This window comes from Actinomyces culturomici, from assembly GCF_900499005.1.
Taxonomy (GTDB): domain Bacteria; phylum Actinomycetota; class Actinomycetes; order Actinomycetales; family Actinomycetaceae; genus Pauljensenia; species Pauljensenia culturomici.
In genome coordinates this window covers 330,909-348,248 of sequence record NZ_LS991317.1, presented here as the reverse complement: position 1 = coordinate 348,248, position 17,340 = coordinate 330,909, and the positions used below count along the sequence as shown (strand labels likewise).

Below are 17,340 nucleotides of genomic sequence, written 5' to 3'. Positions count from 1 at the left end.
CTTTCAGCAGGGGTCGATCCCACCAGCGTAGGCAAGAAACCTGGGAAACCCACCGATTCGTGACCGGTCCGACGTTTCCGGGGGGCGGGGCTCGGCCCCGTCCCCCGGAGGAGTCGTCACTCGATCAGGGGTTCAGTCCCACTGCTCCTCGGGTCGACCCTCGGCCGCCCACAGGGTGTGGAAGGTGCCCGGACGATCGATCCGCTGGTAGGTGTGGGAGCCGAAGAAGTCGCGCTGGCCCTGAATGAGGGCGGCGGGGAGTCGTTCGGCGCGGATCTGGTCGAAGTAGGAGAGGGATGAGGCGAACACCGGGATCGGCACACCGGCGGAGGCGGCGAGCGCGACGATGCGGCGCAGCGAGGGGACGCACTCCTCGAAGCGCGCGGCGAAGGGCTTCGCTCCGAGGAGGAGCGGCAGGTTCGGGTCGTTCGCGTAGGCGGAGGCGATGTCGTCGAGGAATCCGGCGCGGATGATGCATCCGGCGCGCCAGATCTTCGCGATCGCGCCCTTGTCGATCGTCCAGCCGTTCGCCTCGGCGCCGGCGGTGATCTCGTCGAAGCCCTGGGAGTAGGCGACGATCTTCGACGCGAAGAGGGCCTGGCGGACGTCCTCGATGAACGCGTCGCGATCGGCGATCTCGAGGGGCGCGGCCGAGCCGTCGAGGGCGCGGGCGGCCTCGCGCTGCGGGGTCGAGCAGGAGGCGCCGCGGGCGAAGGTCGCCTCGCCGATGCCGGTGACGGGCACGGCGAGGTCGAGGGCGGTCTGGACCGTCCACTTGCCGGTGCCCTTCTGGGAGGCCCGATCGACGATGAGGTCGACCAGCGGGGTCCCGGTTCCGGCGTCCACCTGGCGGAGGACCTCGGCGGTGATCTCGATGAGGTAGGAGTTGAGTTCTCCCGCGTTCCACTCCGTGAAGACGTCGGCGATCTCGGCGGGGGCGAGGCCGAGTCCCTTGCGGAGGAGGTCGTAGGCCTCGGCGATGACCTGCATGTCGGCGCACTCGATGCCGTTGTGGACCATCTTGACGAAGTGGCCGGCGCCGTCGGCTCCGACGTGGACGCAGCACGGCTCGCCCTCGTAGTGGGCGGAGATCGTCTCGAACATCGGGCCGAGGCGGTCGTAGGACTCGACCGTGCCGCCCGGCATGATCGATGGACCCCACAGGGCGCCCTCCTCGCCGCCGGAGACGCCGGCGCCGACGAAGTGGAGGCCGAGCTCGCGGGCGCGCTTCTCGCGGCGGATCGTGTCGGTGAAGAGGGAGTTGCCGCAGTCGACGATGATGTCGCCGGGCTCCATGCGCGCGGCGAGCTGCTCCATGACGGCGTCGGTGTCCGGGCCGGCCTTCACCATGATGATGGCGACGCGCGGGGTCGCGAGCGAGGCGACGAAGTCGTCGAGTTCGCTCGCGGGGACGAACGCTCCCTCGTCGCCGTGGGCGGCGATGAGGCGCTCGGTGCGCGCGGGCGTCCTGTTGAAGACCGCGGTCCGGTAGCCGTTGCGGGCGAGGTTGCGCGCGAGGTTCGCGCCCATCACGCCCAGTCCGTACACGCCGATGTCGGCCGAAGCGGCCTGCGGGGCGAAGTCAGTCATGCGAAGTCCTCCTCGCGATCGATGAATCGCCTCCAGCCTAGGTCCGGGCCGGAAAGGGCGCAGTGTCTCCCTCGTCATGCGGGCGCCGGCGGCGCGCGGGTCAGTCCGCGGGGGCGTTCGCGGCGCGCTTCGCCTTCGCGGCGGCCTTCTTCGCGCGCTTCGCGGCGGCCATCTCCTCCCAGTGGGCCTGCTGCGCCTCGTACTCGCGGGCGACGTCGCGGACCTCGTCGGAGGCCCACCAGGCGAGGAGCTCCGCCTTCGCCGCCTCGCGCCCCATCGGCCCGTTCTCCATGCGGAGCTCGAGGAGGTGGTCGCGCGCCATCTTCACCGCGCGCGAGGGGCGCAGGCCGAGGATCTCCATGATCTCGTCGCCGTCGAGGTCGGGGCGGATCGCGTCGAGTTCCTCGCGCTCGCGCAGAGCGGCGATCCTCGCCTCGAGATCGTCGTAGGCGGCGGAGAGCATGTGCGCCTTGCGGCGGTTCCGCGTCGTGCAATCGGCGCGGGTGAGGCGGTGGAGGCGCTCGAGGAGATCCCCCGCATCCGCGACGTAGCGGCGCACCGCGGAGTCCGTCCACGCGGTCTCCCCGTAGCCGTGGAAGCGGAGGTGGAGTCCGACGAGCGTCGCGACCGCCTCGGTCGTCGCCTTGTCGAACTTCAGCGCCTTCATCCGCTTGCGCGTGAGCTTCGCGCCGACGATCTCGTGGTGGTGGAAGGAGACGGTGCCGTTGGACTCGAAGCGGCGGGTCGCGGGCTTTCCGACGTCGTGCATGAGCGCGGCGAAGCGCAGGACGAAGTCGGGGGCGGGCACGGCGCCCTCCGGGCCGGTCTCGAGGTCCATCGCCTGCTCGAGGACGGTGAGCGTGTGCTCGTAGACGTCCTTGTGTCGCCGATGCTCGTCGACGGTGGAGACGAGTTCGGCGACCTCGGGGAGGACGATGCTCGCGACGCCGGTGTGGACGAGGAGCTCGAGTCCGCGGCGCGGGTACGGGGAGACGATGAGGCGCTCGAGCTCGGCGCGGATGCGCTCGGCGGAGACGATCTCGAGGCGGTGGGCCATCGTCTCCATCGCCTCCATGACGTCGAGGTCGACGTCGATGCCGAGCTGGGCGGCGAAGCGCGCGGCCCGCATGATGCGCAGCGGGTCGTCGTCGAAGGACTGCTCGGCGGTGACGGGCGTGCGCAGACGCGAGGCCGCGAGGTCCTCGAGCCCGTGGTGCGGGTCGACGAGCGCCATCGCGGGCAGGCGCATCGCCATCGCGTTAACGGTGAAGTCGCGGCGGGTGAGGTCCCCCTCGAGGGTGTCGCCGAAGGCGACCTCGGGCTTGCGGGACCCGACCTCGTAGGAATCGGTGCGGTAGGTCGTCACCTCGACCACGAGGTCGCCGCGGCGCCCTCCGATCGTTCCGAACTCCTTGCCGATGTCCCAGACCGCGCTCCCCCAGGCGGCGAGGAGCTCCTCGGTCCGCTCGGGCCGGGCCGAGGTCGTGAGGTCGAAGTCGTGGGGTTCGACGCCGAGGAACGCGTCGCGGACCGGGCCGCCGACGAGGGCGATCTCCTCGCCCGCCTCCTCGAAGACGCGGCCGAGGTCGAGGATCTCGGCGGGGAGGTTCGCGAAGGCGCGCTGCGCGTTCGCGAGGAGGGAGGGGACGTCGCGCGCGGCGAGGGGCGCGTAGGCGCGGGGTCGCGAGGGCGCGGCCGCCGACTCGGCGGAGGGGGTGTTCGGGCTCATCGCCTTCAGGATGCCACGGCGCAGGGCGCGCGGGCGACGCCCGGGAGGCGCCGGGAGGGTGAGTCGACCCACTGCCGCCCGGCGGCGCGCGACCATCGGTCGGCGACCGCCGACTAGAGTGGACGCATGCCCGCGCGACCGACGGAATTCCGACAGGGGGTCCCCCGACCCCCTCGCCGTCATGCCTCGTCGCGCCCGATCCACGTCCATTCGGCCCATATGCCGATCTCCTCGGAGACCTCCGCGGGCGGCATCGTCGTCGACGTCGTCGACGGCGTCCCCTACGCGGCGCTCATCGCCCGGCGCAACCGCGCGGGACGGATCGAGTGGTGCCTCCCGAAGGGCCACCTCGAGGCCGGGGAGACCGCCGAGCAGGCGGCGCTGCGCGAGGTCGCGGAGGAGACCGGGATCCACGGGCGGATCATCCGGCATCTCGCGAGCATCGACTACTGGTTCTCCGGCACCGACAGGCGCGTCCACAAGGTCGTTCACCACTACCTCATGGGCTACGAGTCCGGTTCGATCACCGTCGAGCACGACCCCGACCACGAGGCCGAGGAGGCGGCGTGGATGCCCCTGAAGGACCTCTCTCACCGCCTCGCCTACCCGAACGAGCGGAGGATCGTCGCGATCGCCCTCGACCTCCTCTACAGGGACGCGTGATGGCGCGCCGGGCCCCCCGTACCCACCGCGCCCTCGGCGCCGCGCTCCTCGCCCTCGGCCTCCTCGCCCCGCTCGGCGCCCCCGCCCGCGCCGACTCCCCCCAGTCGGGGGCAGACGCGTCCTCGTCGAGCGACTCGCGCCCCGCGCTCTTCGCCTCCTCGACGAGCGCCGACGGCCTCTCCGTGTCGATCGACGCCCTCACCCCTCGGATCCTCACCGACGAGGGCGAGCTCGTCGTCTCCGGAACGGTGACGAACACGACCGAACGGACGCTGACGACCCCGGCGATCCTCCTCGCGATGGGCCAGACGACTCCCATCTCCGTCGCCGAACTCGCCGCGGCCCTCGACGGCGAGAACTCCCCCGGGACGACCGTGAGCGCGACGAATCTCGGGGAGGACCTCGACGCGGGCGCGACCGCGAAGTTCGAGTTCCGCGTCCCCGTCGACCAGCTCCCCCTCGGCTCGTCGACGAACTGGGGTCCGAGAACGGTCGCGGTCGGCGCGTTCTCGGACGGGGCGAGCGGGCACGACCGCTCGATCGTCCTGTGGGACTCGGGCGCCGCGGTCGCGCCGACCCGCGTGTCCGCTCTCGTCCCCTGGACCTCGCAGAACTCCACCGGCGACGACGCCGAGCGTCTCGCCGTCTCCGCGATCGCGACGATGAAGGGCGCGACCCTCGCAATGGACGCGGCGGTCCTCCCGACGCCCGTCGAGGCGGATGCGACGGCCGCCGACGCCGAGGCCGCCCAATCGGCCGCCGACGAGGAGAACGCCGCGAGCGCCGCCTTCGTCGCGAACCTCCTCACCCGCACCGGCGAGGTCGTCGCCCTGCCGACCGGGGACGCCGATCTCGGAGCCCTCGCCCTGTCCGGCTCCCGCTCGCTCCTCAGCCGCGCCGAGTCGTCGATCACCGCCTTCCCCTCCTCCCCGGCGGCCGCCGGATGGGGCCCGGACGGCGCCCTCGACGAGGCCGACTCGGCTGGCCAGTCCGCGTCCACCGGATCCGGCGCGCAGTCGGCCGCCGCGTCGGATGCCGAGTCCGCTCAGTCGGGCGCGGCCCCCGCCGCGACGACTTCCGTGCTCACCGACATCGCCTGGCCCTCCGAGGCGACCTTCGGGACGAAGGAGCTCGCCGCCTTCTCCGACCGCGTGACGATCGCGCCCGCGAGCGCCCTCCAGCCCGACGCCGAACTCGGATTCACCTCCCTCGCCGTCGCGGAGGTCGACACTTCGACCGGTGAGACGTCCTCCTCCGGCGCGACCGACTCCACCGCGACCGCCCTCGTGCAGAACGAGCAGATCGCCCAGCTCCTCGACTGGCCGACCTCCACCTCGGCCGACGAGCTCGACGCCGAGCAGGGGCTCGCGGCGATCAGCGCGATCATCACCCGCGAGCGCCCGAACGCCTCGCGCACCGTCTTCGCCGCGACCTCGCGGACCGCATCGCCGACGCCCGGACTCGCCTCCCGCCTCGAGACCCTCCTCACCTCCCGCTGGATCGAACCGACCTCCTTCTCCGCCCTCGCCTCCTCCGAGCCGACCGACGTCGAGCGCGCGCAGGTCGGCGCCGGGCAGCTCGCCGGGGACACCGACGAGGCCGTGTCCACCCTCACCGATGCCCTGGGCGCCCTCGTCCCCCTCGCGACCGCCTCCTCCGCGCCCGACGAGGTCGAGGCGAGCGTCGCCGACGCGCTCCTCCCGTCCGTGTCCGCGGCCGTCGCACCGAACGAGCAGCGCACCCGCGCCTCCCAGTTCTCCGCCCGCGTCTCGGCCCTGCGCGCGAAGGTGAGCGCCGAGCCCTCGGATGCGGTCAACCTCATCAACAAGTCGGCGGACTTCCCGGTCCGCGTCCGCAACGACCTGCCCTGGGACGTCGACGCCGTCGTCACCCTCGTCCCCTCCGATCCCCGCCTCGAGGTGACGAAGCCGGCGACCGTCACCCTCAAGGCGGGGGCCGTCACCTCCGTCAAGGTGCCGGTCTCCGCGATCGGCTCGGGCGACATCGAGGTCGTCTACAAGGTCTCGACGCCCGACGGCTCCGTCCTCGCCGAATCGAGGGCCGTCCTCGTCCGCATGCGCGCGGGCTGGGAGGACGCGATCACGATCGGCGCGGCCGCCGTGTTCGGGCTCCTCTTCGTCGGCGGCCTCGTCCGCACGATCCGTTCCAGGCTGCGCCGCGGGCGCATGGCAGATGGAGAGTAGATGAGCACGCCTCCGATGGGCGCCGACGGCGCAGAGCCCCGCCCCGCAGAGCCCGCCCCCCAGGCGCGAGCCTCGCTCCTGAGGGCGAGCGCGATCATGGCCTCGGGGACGATGGTCTCCCGCATCCTCGGGTTCGTCCGCTCCGCGATGCTCCTCGCGGCGATCGGCGCCGCGGGAGGCGGCGTATCGGCGGCCTTCCAGACCGCGAACACGCTTCCGAACACGGTGTTCAACCTCCTCGCGTCCGGGATCTTCGACGCCGTCCTCGTCCCCCAGATCGTCGGCGCCCTCAAGCGCAAGCACGACGGCGAGACCTACGTCAACAGGCTCCTCACGCTCGCCGGGACGCTGCTCTTCGTCGTGACGATCGTCTCCATGGTCGCCGCCCCGCTCCTCGTCGTCATCACGGCCGCCGGCTACGACTCGCAGATCCGCACGCTCGCCATCCTCTTCGCGCTCCTGTGCCTCCCGCAGCTCTTCTTCTACGGGCTCTACAACCTCCTCGGCGAGCTCCTCAACGCCCGCGGCGTCTTCGGCCCGTACATGTGGGCGCCGGTCGTCAACAACATCGTCGGCATCGCCGGCCTCGCCGCATTCCTCTTCCTCTGGGGCGGCACCGAGGACCGCATCGACGTCGGCGACTTCACGGCCGCCCAGTTCTGGGTGCTCGGCGGATCGGCGACGCTCGGCGTCATCGCGCAGGCCCTCATCCTCTTCATCCCCATGCGCCGCGCCGGCGTGAAGTTCACGCCCGACTTCCACTTCCGCGGCACGCACTTCGGGTCGACCTCGAAGGTCGCGGGCTGGACCTTCGCGACGCTCGGCGTCAGCCAGATCGGCGTCCTCTCGACGAACAATCTCGCCGCCCTCGCCGACGCCTACGCGAAGGCGCACGACGGCGTCATCATCGCCGGCATCAACGCGTACGCGACGGCGTTCATGATCTTCATGGTCCCCCAGTCGCTCATCACCGTGTCCCTGACCACGGCGATCTTCACGCGGATGGCGGAGGCCGTCGCCGACGGCGACGACCGGGGAGTCGCGGCGAACTACACGCTCGGCATCCGCACGATCACCTCGCTCACGCTTCTCGCCGCCGCGATCCTCATGGCGGGCGCCGCCCCGATGATGCAGATGGTCCTCTACTCGAAGACGAACCAGAGCATCGTCATGGCGTACGCGTGGATCCTCGTTGCCCTCATGCCGGGCGTCGCCTCGACCGGCCTCGTCCTCATGAGCCAGCGCGTGTTCTTCGCCTACGAGGACGTCAAACCGGTCTTCCTCATGGGGATCGGCCCGACGATCGTCCAGGTGATCGTCGGCTGGACGATGTACGTCCTCACGGGCGCGGCCTGGTGGGTCGCCGCGGCCGCCCTCGGGGAGACCGCGTGCCGCCTCGTGCAGGGCGTCATCGCCGTCGTGTGGGTGTCGCGCCGCAACCGCTTCGTCGACCGCGCGGGCCTTCTGCGCTCCTACGCGATCTTCCTCGCGAGCGCCGTCATCGCGGGCGCGGTCGCCTTCGGGGCGCTGCGCCTCGTCGGCGTCGAGACGATCGCCGCGACCTCGCTCGTCCGCTTCGGGCTCGCGACCGCGAAGATGGTCCTCGTCTCCGTCGTCGCGTCCCTCGTCTACATGCTCGCGCTGCGGCTGCTCGGTCCCGCGGACTCGGCCCGGACGATCGCCCCGCTCCTCGTCCGCCTCCGCGTCCCCGCCCCACTGCGCGCGCTCCTCGCCGCGCCGCTCCCGGCGAACGGAGACGGCCCGGGCGATAATGACTGAAGACCACGACACGACGGGGGAACCAATGGACGAGGACGAGATCGGCGGGCGTCACGAGACGGACGGGAGCGGCGCCGACGAGGGCCGCGAGCTCGGCTCCGTCTTCCGCGCGAGAGGCTCCGAGGAGCCGGACGCCGAGCGCCCCCGGCCCTCCTTCGACGACATCCTTTCCCAGGGGGAAGAGGACGAGATCGGTGAACCCGAGCCCGAGGAGACGACCGGGCCCTCCCACTCCGACGAGGCCGCCGCCGGCGCCTCCGCCTGGGCCGCCGCCGGCGCCGCGCTGTCCGGCTGGGCCGCGCGCATCCGCAAGGGCGTCAACGGCGCGATCGAGAACGCGCGCAGGCCGGGCGACTCCCCGGCGGGCGCCTCCCTCGACGCACCGACCGCCTCCCCCGATCCCTCCGACGCCGCCGACCCCGACCTCGCCCTTCCGACGACCGGGGAGGTTCCCGTCTACGGCGGAGCGGCCGCCGCGACCGACTTCCCGCCCCCGCCCGAGGACGACGACGCCGAGCCCGCCGATCTTCCGCCGCTGCCTGAGGACGCGGCACCCGCCCCGGAGGATCTCCCCGCCGACCTCCCGCCGGCCCCCGAAGACCACTCGCGCACCGGAATCCCCGCTCCCGTCGAGGCGGCCGCGGGAGCAGCCGCGGGCGCCGGCGTCGCCGCGGCCACAGCGGCCTCCACCGGCTTCGACGCCGCGCTCTCCGAACCCGCGGCCCCCGCCGCGAAGCGCGAACGCCCGAAGAAGCAGCAGCCCGTCTACGGGCGCGACGGCCGTCGCCTCATCGACCCGACGAAGCCGACCCTGATCTTTGCCAGTATCGTCACCGTCGTCGGCGCCGTCTGGGCCGTAAGCACCGCGCTCGCCCCCGTGACGGACTTCGACCTCGCCCAGTCGATCGCGAACGCCAAGCAGTCCGAGCAGTCGGCCGCGCAGTCCGGCGACTCCGGCGCCGAGGCCCCCGCGCAGGACGTCGTCGCCCCGAAGATCTCCGCCGTCTCCGTCCTCTCCTGGTCGAACGACGACGGCGACCACCCCGACACCGCGGTCAACATGATCGACGGCAACCCCGACACCTCCTGGCACTCGCGCTGGTACGACTACAACCAGTTCCAGGACGACTCGAACGTCACGATCGTCATCAAGCTCGAGAAGGAGGCGACCGTCTCAGCGATCACCCTCCAGATGGACCCGAGCACCTCCGGCGGTCAGCTCGTCGTGCGCAACGTCACCGATCCCGCGAACCCGCGCGGCGGAACAGAACTCATGACGACGGCGTTGTCGCCTACGACTGAGATCGCCCTGCCCCAGCCCGTGACGACGAGCTCCATCGCCCTGAGCTTCCGGCAGATGCCGACCTCGGTCGACGGCAACGCGTGGGCCTGGATCTCCGAGCTCTCCGTCAAGTAGCCCTTCGACGATCGGCGCCCCGGCGCCGACGGATTGGATCGCCATGTCCTTCAACCCCCTCCCCGACCTCCTCGTCGTCACGGGCGCGCCCGTGACGCCCGAGCCGAACGTCGAGCGCCTCGCCGACTCCGAGGCCGTCGTCCGGCCCTCGGCCGACGTGCCCGAGGGCGCGACGATTCACGGCGTCCTCGTCGTCGGCTCCGGCCCCGCCGGCTACACCGCCGCGATCTACACGGCGCGCGCCGGCCTGAAGCCGGTCGTCCTCGCCGGAGCCATCACCGCGGGCGGCGCCCTCATGAACACAACCGAGGTCGAGAACTTCCCCGGATTCCCCGAGGGCGTCCAGGGCCCCGACCTCATGGAGAAGATGCGCGAACAGGCCGAGAAGTTCGGCGCCGAGATCCGCTACGACGACGTCACCGCCGTCAACCTCTCCGGCGGGGTGAAGGTCGTCGCCGTCGACGACGAGCTCCTCTACGCGCGCGCCGTCATCCTCGCGACCGGCTCGGAGTACCGCCACATGAACGTCCCCGGCGAGGACCTCCTCTCCGGCCGCGGCGTCTCCTACTGCGCGACCTGCGACGGCTTCTTCTTCAAGGACAAAGAGCTCGCGGTCATCGGCGGCGGCGACTCCGCGATGGAGGAGGCCACCTTCCTCACGAACTTCGCCTCCAAGGTCACCGTCGTCCACCGGCGCGACGAGCTGCGCGCCTCGAAGGTCATGGCCGACCGCGCGAAGAACAATCCGAAGATCGAGTTCGCGTGGAACTCGACCGTCGCCGAGGTGCTCGGCGACGACGCGGTGACGGGCCTGCGCCTCACGTCGACCGTCGACGGCTCCGAGTCGGTCCTCCCGGTCGACGGCGTCTTCGTCGCCATCGGGCACCTCCCGCGCACGGGATTCCTCGCCGAGGACATCGACCTCGACGAGGCCGGCTACATCGTCGTCGACGAGCCGTCGACCCGCACGAGCGTCGAGGGCGTCTTCGCCTGCGGCGATGCCGTCGACCACTCCTACCGTCAGGCAATCACCGCCGCCGGCTCGGGCTGCCGCGCCGCCCTCGACGCCGAGCGCTGGCTGGCCTCGCTCGACGACTGATCCTCCGCACGAGACTGGCGGGCGCCCCGATGCTTCGGCATCGGGGCGCTTCGTCTCACAGAGAGTGCGGAGCCCTCCATCCGCGCCTCCGCACGGCGTAGAAGCTCCGAGATCCCCTCGACGCGGGAACGTGATGGGCGGTTTCAGGCGGTGAGTGCAACGGCGTTGTCGTCGAGTAATTTTTGCATGAGTTCGGCGGGGGGTTTCCAGCCGTGGCGTTTGCGGGGGCGGGGGTTGAGTTGGCGTTCGGCCTCGGCGGATGCTTCTGGGGGGTAGTCGTTCAGGGCGGGGCCTTTAGGGAAGGAGTCGCGCAACAGGCCGTTGGTGTTCTCGTTGGACCCGCGCTGCCAGGGCGAATGCGGGTCGGCGAAATACACCTTCGTTTTGGTCCGGCTGGTCAGGTCTTTCGCGTTCGCCATCTCCCCTCCCTGGTCCCACGTGATCGTCTCGCGAAGCGTGAGCGGGAAAGGGCTGATCATGTCGGCGAGCACGTCGATCACACTTGCCGTGTCGTGGCACGCTGGCAGGGGCCGGACGAGCAGGTAGCCCGTGGTGCGTTCCACCAGGGTGATCGCGGCGCTCTTGTTGTTCGCCCCCACGATCAGATCCCCCTCCCAATGGCCCGGAACCTGGCGTCCTTCCACCTCTTGGGGCCGGTCCACGATCCTGGCGCCCTCCACCCACGACTTCCCCTTCGAGCGCGCCAGAGCCAGCGGCGAACGCGCCAGGCGACGCGTGCGCCCCGACCGCAACGCCTTTTCCACCTTGAGCTCTTGACGCAACGCGCCGCGCCCATGCACATACAGGGCCTGATAGATCGTCTCCGGGCTGATCGTCACCCCCCTATTGTCCCCACACGCCCAGGCCCGCGAGATCTGCTCAGGCGACCAGTGCTCGTTAAGCTTGGCGACCACGAAGGCGCGCAGCCGAGGATCCTCCAGCTTGAACGGCTTGGGACGAGCCCGCCTCCCGGCAGCCTCCTCATGAGCGCGTACCGCCCGATACTGGCCGCCCCCACGATCCAACTCCCGCTTCACCGTCGAGGCCGCCACCCCAAGCTCGCGGGCGATCCCCCGCATGCTCATCCCCTGACCGTGCAAGTACTCGATGAGCTGGCGGCCCCCGATCGTCAACCGGGCCCCATGCCCGACCCCGCTGACCAGCCCCTCCACAGGGTCGGCGGGCGCACTGCCCACCCACCCGCCTCGCGAACCCACACGAAACGTCATGCCCCAATCTTTGGCCCACTTGCGGATCGTGCACACCGCGACACCCACCCGCAAATGCACCTGCCTAACCGGCACACCCTCAATCAGCAGATCCAACACCTGGCGGCGAACCGCCTCAGAACAACGAAAACCCACAGCAACCACCCCACACACTCAAGGCGTTGCACTCACCACCTGAAACCGCCATGCTTTCGGCGCGCGAAGGTGATGCTCTCGGTGGAGGGCCCTTCTCACACGGCGACTTGGGCTCAGGTCCCAGAGCGCGGAGCGCCCGCCCCGTACCGTGGAGGTCATGACGACTCCCGGCGCGACCCCCTCTCCCGCATCGACTCCGACGTCCGCCCGACCCGGATGGACCCGCCTGATCCCCGGCCTGCTCGTCTCCTTCGCGGCGGTCGGGATCGCCCTCGTCGTCAATCACCTCGTCCCCGCGCTCTCCGCGATGCTCGTCGCGATCATCCTCGGAGTCATCGCGCGCAACGCCGCGCCGCTACCCGCCTCGCTCGACCCGGGCCTCGCCTTCGCGGCGAAGCGCCTACTCCGCACGGGCGTCGTGCTCCTCGGCCTCCAGCTCGTCATCGCCGACGTCCTCGCCCTCGGCGCCGGCATGATCGGAGTCGTCGTCGCGGTCGTCGCCCTCGGAATCCTCGCGACCCTCCTCATCGGCCGCGCACTGCGCATCTCGCTCACTCAGACGCTCCTCATCGCCGGCGGCTTCTCCATCTGCGGCGCGGCCGCGGTCGCGGCCGTCGACGGCGTCATCGAGACGGAGGACCGGGAGGAGGTCGTCACCGCGGTCGGCCTCGTCGTGATCTTCGGGACGCTGATGATCCCGATCGTCCCGGCGCTCGGCGCCCTCCTCGGCCTCGACCCACTGACGACCGGCCTGTGGGCGGGCTCCTCCACCCACGAGGTCGCGCAGGTCGTCGCGATCGGCGGCGCGATCTCGGAAACGGCGCTCGCCGGCGCCGTCGTCGTCAAGCTCGCCCGGGTCCTCATGCTCGCCCCAGTCATGGCGGGGATCTCGCTGTGGCGACGGTCGGCGATGCGCGCGGGTCGCCCGCTCCCCGGCATGGGGGACGAGGGCGGGGCACTGCCCCCGATCATGCCGCTCTTCGTCGCCGGCTTCATCGCGATGGTCCTCGTCCGCTGGACGGGCCTCGTGCCCGCGAGCGCCCTCGCGGTCCTCAAGGTCGTCCAGACTGCGCTCCTGGCTGCGGCCATGTTCGCGCTCGGCGCGGGCGTGCGCCTGAGGGACTTCGTCAAGGTCGGACCGAAGCCCTTCCTCCTCGCCGCGGCCTCGACCCTCGTCGTCGCGACGACCGGCTTCATCGGCATCTCCCTCGCCCACTAGCCAACACGCGTTCGGCGGCTTTCCCGACGTTCGGCGGCTTTCCTGACGTTTGGTGGCGCATTTCGGGGCGTTTTGACCCGCCAAACACTCACAAACACGCCAAACGCGTGTTGGGAGGGGGGGACCGGGGAGGGAGGGCGATCACAGGCGCGCCCCCTTGCGCCCACGCCTCACGTAGTTCAATATTCAACTATGAAGTCTTTCGGATTCCTCTCCTTCGGCCACTACTCCCTCACCCCCGGCCGCGGCCCGCTCGTCGACGAAGCCCTCCACGACCAGCTCGAGATCGCCCGCGCCGCCGACGAGCTCGGCGTCAACGGCGCCTACTTCCGCGTCCACCACTTCGCGCCGCAGGGCGCCTCCCCCATGCCGATGCTCGCCGCCATCGCCGCGTCGACGACGCACATCGAGGTCGGCACCGGCGTCATCGACATGCGCTACGAGAACCCCCTCCACTTCGCCGAGGAGGCCGCCGCCCTCGACATCCTCTTGAGCCACCGCATCGCCCTCGGCGTCTCGCGCGGCTCCCCCGAGCCCGCCCAGCGCGGATGGGAGTCCTTCGGCTACACGGCGAACGCGCCCTACGGCGCGGACCTCGCGCGCGAGCACCTCGAGACCTTCCTCGCCGCGATCCGCGGGCACGCGATGGCCGTCGCCGCCCCACTCGAGGAGCAGTACCCGACGATGTACCGCCCGGGCACGCCCCTCCCCGTCTTCCCGCGGGTCGAGGACCTCGACCACCGGATCTGGTACGGCTCGGGCACCCACAAGTCCGCCGAGCAGACCGCCCGCGACGGCCTCAACCTCATGAGCTCGACCCTCGTCTCCGAGGCCGACGGCTCCTCCCTCGGCGAGATCCAGGCCGAGCAGATCGCCCGCTACCGCGCCGCGTGGAAGGAGGCGGGCCACGACTGGACGCCGCGCGTCTCGGTCTCCCGCTCGATCTTCCCGCTCATCACCGCCCAGGATCGCGCGCTCTTCGGCGCCGAGGGCAACAGCCGCGACCAGATCGGCTCGATCGAGGGCGCGACCCGGACGACCTTCGGCCGCTCCTACGCCGCCGAGCCCGACGCGCTCATCGAGATGCTCAAGTCCGACCCGGCGATCGAGGCCGCTGATACGCTCATGCTGACGATCCCCAACACGCTCGGCGTCGACGTCAACGTGTCGATCCTCGAGAACTTCGCCCAGCACGTCGCCCCCGCCCTCGGGTGGATCCCGGCGACCGAGGGCCCGACGACCGGCTACCCGATCGACTGACTCCCGGACCGGACGCTTCGGCGCCCGCTCCGGTCTTCCGGCACCGCCCCTTCGGCCCTCCCCACTCCGGGAGCGCTGCGAAGGGGCGGTTCCCTATGCGCGCCGGTTGCGCAGAACGTCCTCGAGGCCGAGCGGCGCTCGCCCCGTCGCCTCCTCCACGTCCCGAGTGACGAGGGCGAGTTCGCCGTTCCTGATCGCGGTGTAGGTCGAGACCCAGGCGTCGTACTGCCACTGCGGGGCCGGCCAGCGCTTCCGGAATTCATAGGCCTCCTCGACGGTCTCGTCGTGGAAGGAGACCTCCCGGCCCTCGACGCGCGAGATCACCGCCGCGACCTCGTCCATCGTGAGGGCCTCGGGCCCGGTGAGGTCGAGGGTCCGGCCCTCGTAGGCGTCGAGGTCGAGGAGCACCGCGGCGGCGACCCGCGCGACGTCGTCGATCGCGACCGCGCCGCAGCGGCCGTTCCCGGCGGGACCCCGGATCACGCCGTCCTCCCCGACGAGGTCGGCGAAGAAGTCGAGGTAGAAGCTGTCGCGGAGGAAGGTCCACGTCATGCCCGATGCGCGGATCGCCTCCTCGGTCGCCGCGTGCGTGCGGGCGAGCGTGAAGGTCGCATCGGGCGAAGCGCCCTGGAAGGAGAGGTAGACGATCCGCGGGACGCCGACCGCGCGCGCCGCCTCGACGAAGGCGAGGTGCTGGGCGAGCCGCTCCGCCGACTCCGAGGCGGACACCATGAACAGGGCGTCGAGGCCGGACAGGGCCTCGCGCGACGCCGGAGTGTCCTCGTAGGAGCAGGCGCGGACCGTCGCGCCCGGGAGCGCGGGCGCGCGCGACGGAGTCCGCGCGAGGAGGACCTGAGTGGCACCGGCATCGGCGAGGAGGCGGGCGACGCGTCCGCCGATCCGCCCGGTCGAGCCGGTGATGCCGAGGACGGGGGAAGCGCCTGCGGCGCGGGGAGTCTCGAGTGCGCTCATGGGCGCATGATCCCACCCCCGCGCGATCCGCGCAGGGCGCCCCGGTCCCGTCCTCGGCGCATCCCCCGTCCGCGCTGGGCGATGACCGACGAGATCATCGATCACCTCCCCCTTCCTATACTGGCCGCCATGCCGCCCTGGATGACGTCGATGCGACTCGCCCCGATCCTCCTCGGTGTCGCGCTCCTCGTCTTCGGCCTCCCCTCGCTCCTCGTCGACAGGCGCAACCGGACTGGCGCGCTCCTCGCCTCCGTCTACGGCTCGATCGTCCTCGGCTACACGCTCCTCCCCCTCCCGACCGCGGCCGCGGGCGCCGCCGCCTGGTGCGCCGCGCACGTCAAGCGGCGCCAGTTCATCCCCGGCCGGGCGCTCCTCGACATCTGGGACGCCGCCGCGTCCGCCTCCACTCCCCTCGCCGTCCTCTGGTCGCACGCCCTCCTCCAGGTCGTCTTCAACATCCTCCTCTTCGTCCCGCTGGGGATGCTCGTGCGCGGAAGGACGGGGCGCGGCGCCGGCTCCGCGCTCCTCGCGGGCGCCCTTCTCTCGATCGGGATCGAGACCGCGCAGGGCACCGGACTGTTCGGCCTCTACGCCTGCGCCTATCGAATCGTCGACGTCGACGACGTCGCCGCGAACGCGCTCGGCGCCCTACTCGGCGCGCTCCTCATGAGCGCGCTCCTCCGCCGACGCGCGGCCCCGGCCTCGTCCGCGGGTAGTCTGCCGACATGACCGCACCCCATCGCGCTCCGGGAGCCGCCGCCTGCCCCTGCGGGTCGGGCTCCGCCTTCGGCGCGTGCTGCCTCCCGATCCTCGAGGGCGAGCAGGCCACGACCGCCCTCGCCCTCATGCGCTCGCGCTTCACGGCCTTCGCGCTCGGAGACGAGGACCACCTCCTCCGCTCCTGGCATCCGCGCACGCGGCCCGCCCCGCCCTACGTCGATCCCGCGATCACGTGGGAGCGCCTCGAGATCCTCGGGCACGAGGCCGGGGCCGTCGGCGATGCGGAGGGGATCGTCGAGTTCGCCGCGCACTGGAGGGGCGCCTCCGGCGCCCGCGGCGTCATGCGCGAGCTGTCCCGATTCGAGCGGCGCGCGGGCCGGTGGGTCTACGTCGACGGGGAGGTCCGATGAGCGGCCCTCACGCCGACGCGCCCCGGCCGCTCCCCGGGGAGTCCGCGCGCATCGCCAACCTCGCCGACAACCTGGGCGCGTGGCGGATCGTGTCGGGAGTCCTCCTTCTCGTCGGCGCCGTCGTCCTCGGTCTCTTCGTCCGCACGCGGGCGCTCACGGCGCTCGATCAGTCGGTCCTCGCGTGGTTCATCTCCGTGCGCACCCCGGCGCTCACCGCGTTCATGCAGGCGGTGACCTCGGTGTTCGCACCGCGCACCGCGATCCTCGAGACCCTCGTCATCGGAGTCGTCATCGGCGCGGCGACGCGGTCGTGGCGCCTCGGCGTCTACATCCCGGGGACGATGGCGCTCTCGTCCCTCGCGACCGTCGTCGTCAAGCTCGGGATCGAGCGGATCCGACCCGCGATGCCCGAACGGCTCGTCGTCGAGCTCACGGCCTCCTACCCCTCCGGGCACACGACCGCCGCGGCCTCGCTCGCGATGGCGGCCGCCGTCGTCGTCCTCGCGGCCACCGGCTGGCGGACCGTCGCCCTCGACGCGGGGGCGCTCACATGGCGGAGGAATCGGCGCACAGCCGCCGTCTGGGCGATCGCCGCGCTCGTCACGCTCCTCGTCGGAGTCTCGCGCCTCTACCTCGGCGCCCACTGGCTGAGCGACGTCATCGGCGGCGCGATGGTCGGCACCGGCGTCCCGCTCGTCTGCGCGGGGCTCGTCTTCGGCGACGAGGACCCGCTTGAGGCCGACGAGGCCTGAGGTCCGCGCCCGCGGCCCACTCGCCCCGCATGCCGAAAGTTCCCAGTCAGACCAACACGTGGCGTCCTTTGGCCCCGCACCCGCATGGTCGTACACACGCCCCTACGGGAAAGGCGAAACGCCCCGGCCATCCGGCCGGGGCGCTCGCGTCGATTGGGGGGA

14 protein-coding genes are annotated in these 17,340 nt (G+C 71.6%); 10 read left to right on the top strand and 4 right to left on the bottom strand.

The window, feature by feature from the left end:
- Positions 1-132: 132 nt before the first annotated feature.
- Positions 133-1,590, bottom strand: coding sequence for an NADP-dependent phosphogluconate dehydrogenase (gene gndA / locus DY157_RS08570; RefSeq protein WP_115728225.1), 1,458 nt, complete (start codon positions 1,588-1,590; stop codon positions 133-135).
- A gap of 100 nt (positions 1,591-1,690) precedes the next feature.
- Complete coding sequence (locus DY157_RS08565; protein ID WP_115728224.1) at positions 1,691-3,319, bottom strand: CCA tRNA nucleotidyltransferase; 1,629 nt, start codon at positions 3,317-3,319, stop codon at positions 1,691-1,693.
- A 219-nt stretch (positions 3,320-3,538) separates the two neighbouring features.
- On the opposite strand from DY157_RS08565, the gene DY157_RS08560 reads away from it, so the two are divergent.
- The 5 genes from DY157_RS08560 to trxB are packed head-to-tail and all read left to right on the top strand — an operon-like array spanning position 3,539 to position 10,481.
- Complete coding sequence (locus tag DY157_RS08560; protein ID WP_115728223.1) at positions 3,539-3,982, top strand: NUDIX hydrolase; 444 nt, start codon at positions 3,539-3,541, stop codon at positions 3,980-3,982.
- Positions 3,982-6,186: a DUF6049 family protein gene (locus DY157_RS08555; RefSeq protein ID WP_115728222.1), complete on the top strand. Its 2,205-nt coding sequence runs from the start codon at positions 3,982-3,984 to the stop codon at positions 6,184-6,186. Before DY157_RS08560 ends, DY157_RS08555 begins: the two co-directional genes overlap by 1 nt.
- The gene (gene murJ, locus DY157_RS08550; RefSeq protein ID WP_407923469.1) at positions 6,187-7,965 is read left to right on the top strand and encodes a murein biosynthesis integral membrane protein MurJ; all 1,779 of its coding nucleotides are present in this window, start codon (positions 6,187-6,189) and stop codon (positions 7,963-7,965) included. It abuts the gene before it with no gap.
- A complete protein-coding gene (locus tag DY157_RS11885; RefSeq protein ID WP_160159498.1) occupies positions 7,958-9,382 on the top strand; it encodes a hypothetical protein in 1,425 nt (474 codons plus the stop codon). The genes murJ and DY157_RS11885 overlap by 8 nt, the downstream gene beginning before the upstream one ends.
- 43 nt (positions 9,383-9,425) lie before the next feature.
- Positions 9,426-10,481: a thioredoxin-disulfide reductase gene (trxB, locus tag DY157_RS08540; RefSeq protein WP_115728220.1), complete on the top strand. Its 1,056-nt coding sequence runs from the start codon at positions 9,426-9,428 to the stop codon at positions 10,479-10,481.
- Positions 10,482-10,624: 143 nt separating this feature from the next.
- Here trxB and DY157_RS08535 read toward each other — a convergent pair whose 3' ends face one another.
- A complete protein-coding gene (locus tag DY157_RS08535) occupies positions 10,625-11,806 on the bottom strand; it encodes an IS30 family transposase (protein WP_160159497.1) in 1,182 nt (393 codons plus the stop codon).
- A 196-nt stretch (positions 11,807-12,002) separates the two neighbouring features.
- Here DY157_RS08535 and DY157_RS08530 point away from each other — a divergent pair, with 196 nt between their 5' ends.
- Complete coding sequence (locus DY157_RS08530; RefSeq protein WP_115728218.1) at positions 12,003-13,064, top strand: YeiH family protein; 1,062 nt, start codon at positions 12,003-12,005, stop codon at positions 13,062-13,064.
- 192 nt (positions 13,065-13,256) lie between these two features.
- Complete coding sequence (locus DY157_RS08525) at positions 13,257-14,324, top strand: LLM class flavin-dependent oxidoreductase (protein WP_115728217.1); 1,068 nt, start codon at positions 13,257-13,259, stop codon at positions 14,322-14,324.
- A gap of 93 nt (positions 14,325-14,417) precedes the next feature.
- Here DY157_RS08525 and DY157_RS08520 read toward each other — a convergent pair whose 3' ends face one another.
- Positions 14,418-15,296 carry an SDR family oxidoreductase gene (locus DY157_RS08520; RefSeq protein WP_115728216.1) on the bottom strand — a complete coding sequence of 293 codons (879 nt, stop codon included), beginning with the start codon at positions 15,294-15,296 and terminating at the stop codon, positions 14,418-14,420.
- 129 nt (positions 15,297-15,425) lie between these two features.
- Between DY157_RS08520 and DY157_RS08515 the strand changes: the two genes are divergently transcribed.
- Genes DY157_RS08515 through DY157_RS08505 form a run of 3 tightly spaced genes read left to right on the top strand, consistent with a single transcriptional unit; the run spans position 15,426 to position 17,178 of the window.
- Positions 15,426-16,025, top strand: coding sequence for a VanZ family protein (locus DY157_RS08515; RefSeq protein WP_160159496.1), 600 nt, complete (start codon positions 15,426-15,428; stop codon positions 16,023-16,025).
- Entirely contained in the window at positions 16,022-16,426 is a 405-nt protein-coding gene (locus DY157_RS08510) for a YchJ family protein (RefSeq protein ID WP_115728214.1), read from the top strand. The genes DY157_RS08515 and DY157_RS08510 overlap by 4 nt, the downstream gene beginning before the upstream one ends.
- The gene (locus tag DY157_RS08505; protein WP_115728213.1) at positions 16,423-17,178 is read left to right on the top strand and encodes a phosphatase PAP2 family protein; all 756 of its coding nucleotides are present in this window, start codon (positions 16,423-16,425) and stop codon (positions 17,176-17,178) included. Before DY157_RS08510 ends, DY157_RS08505 begins: the two co-directional genes overlap by 4 nt.
- The last annotated feature ends 162 nt before the right edge of the window (positions 17,179-17,340 follow it).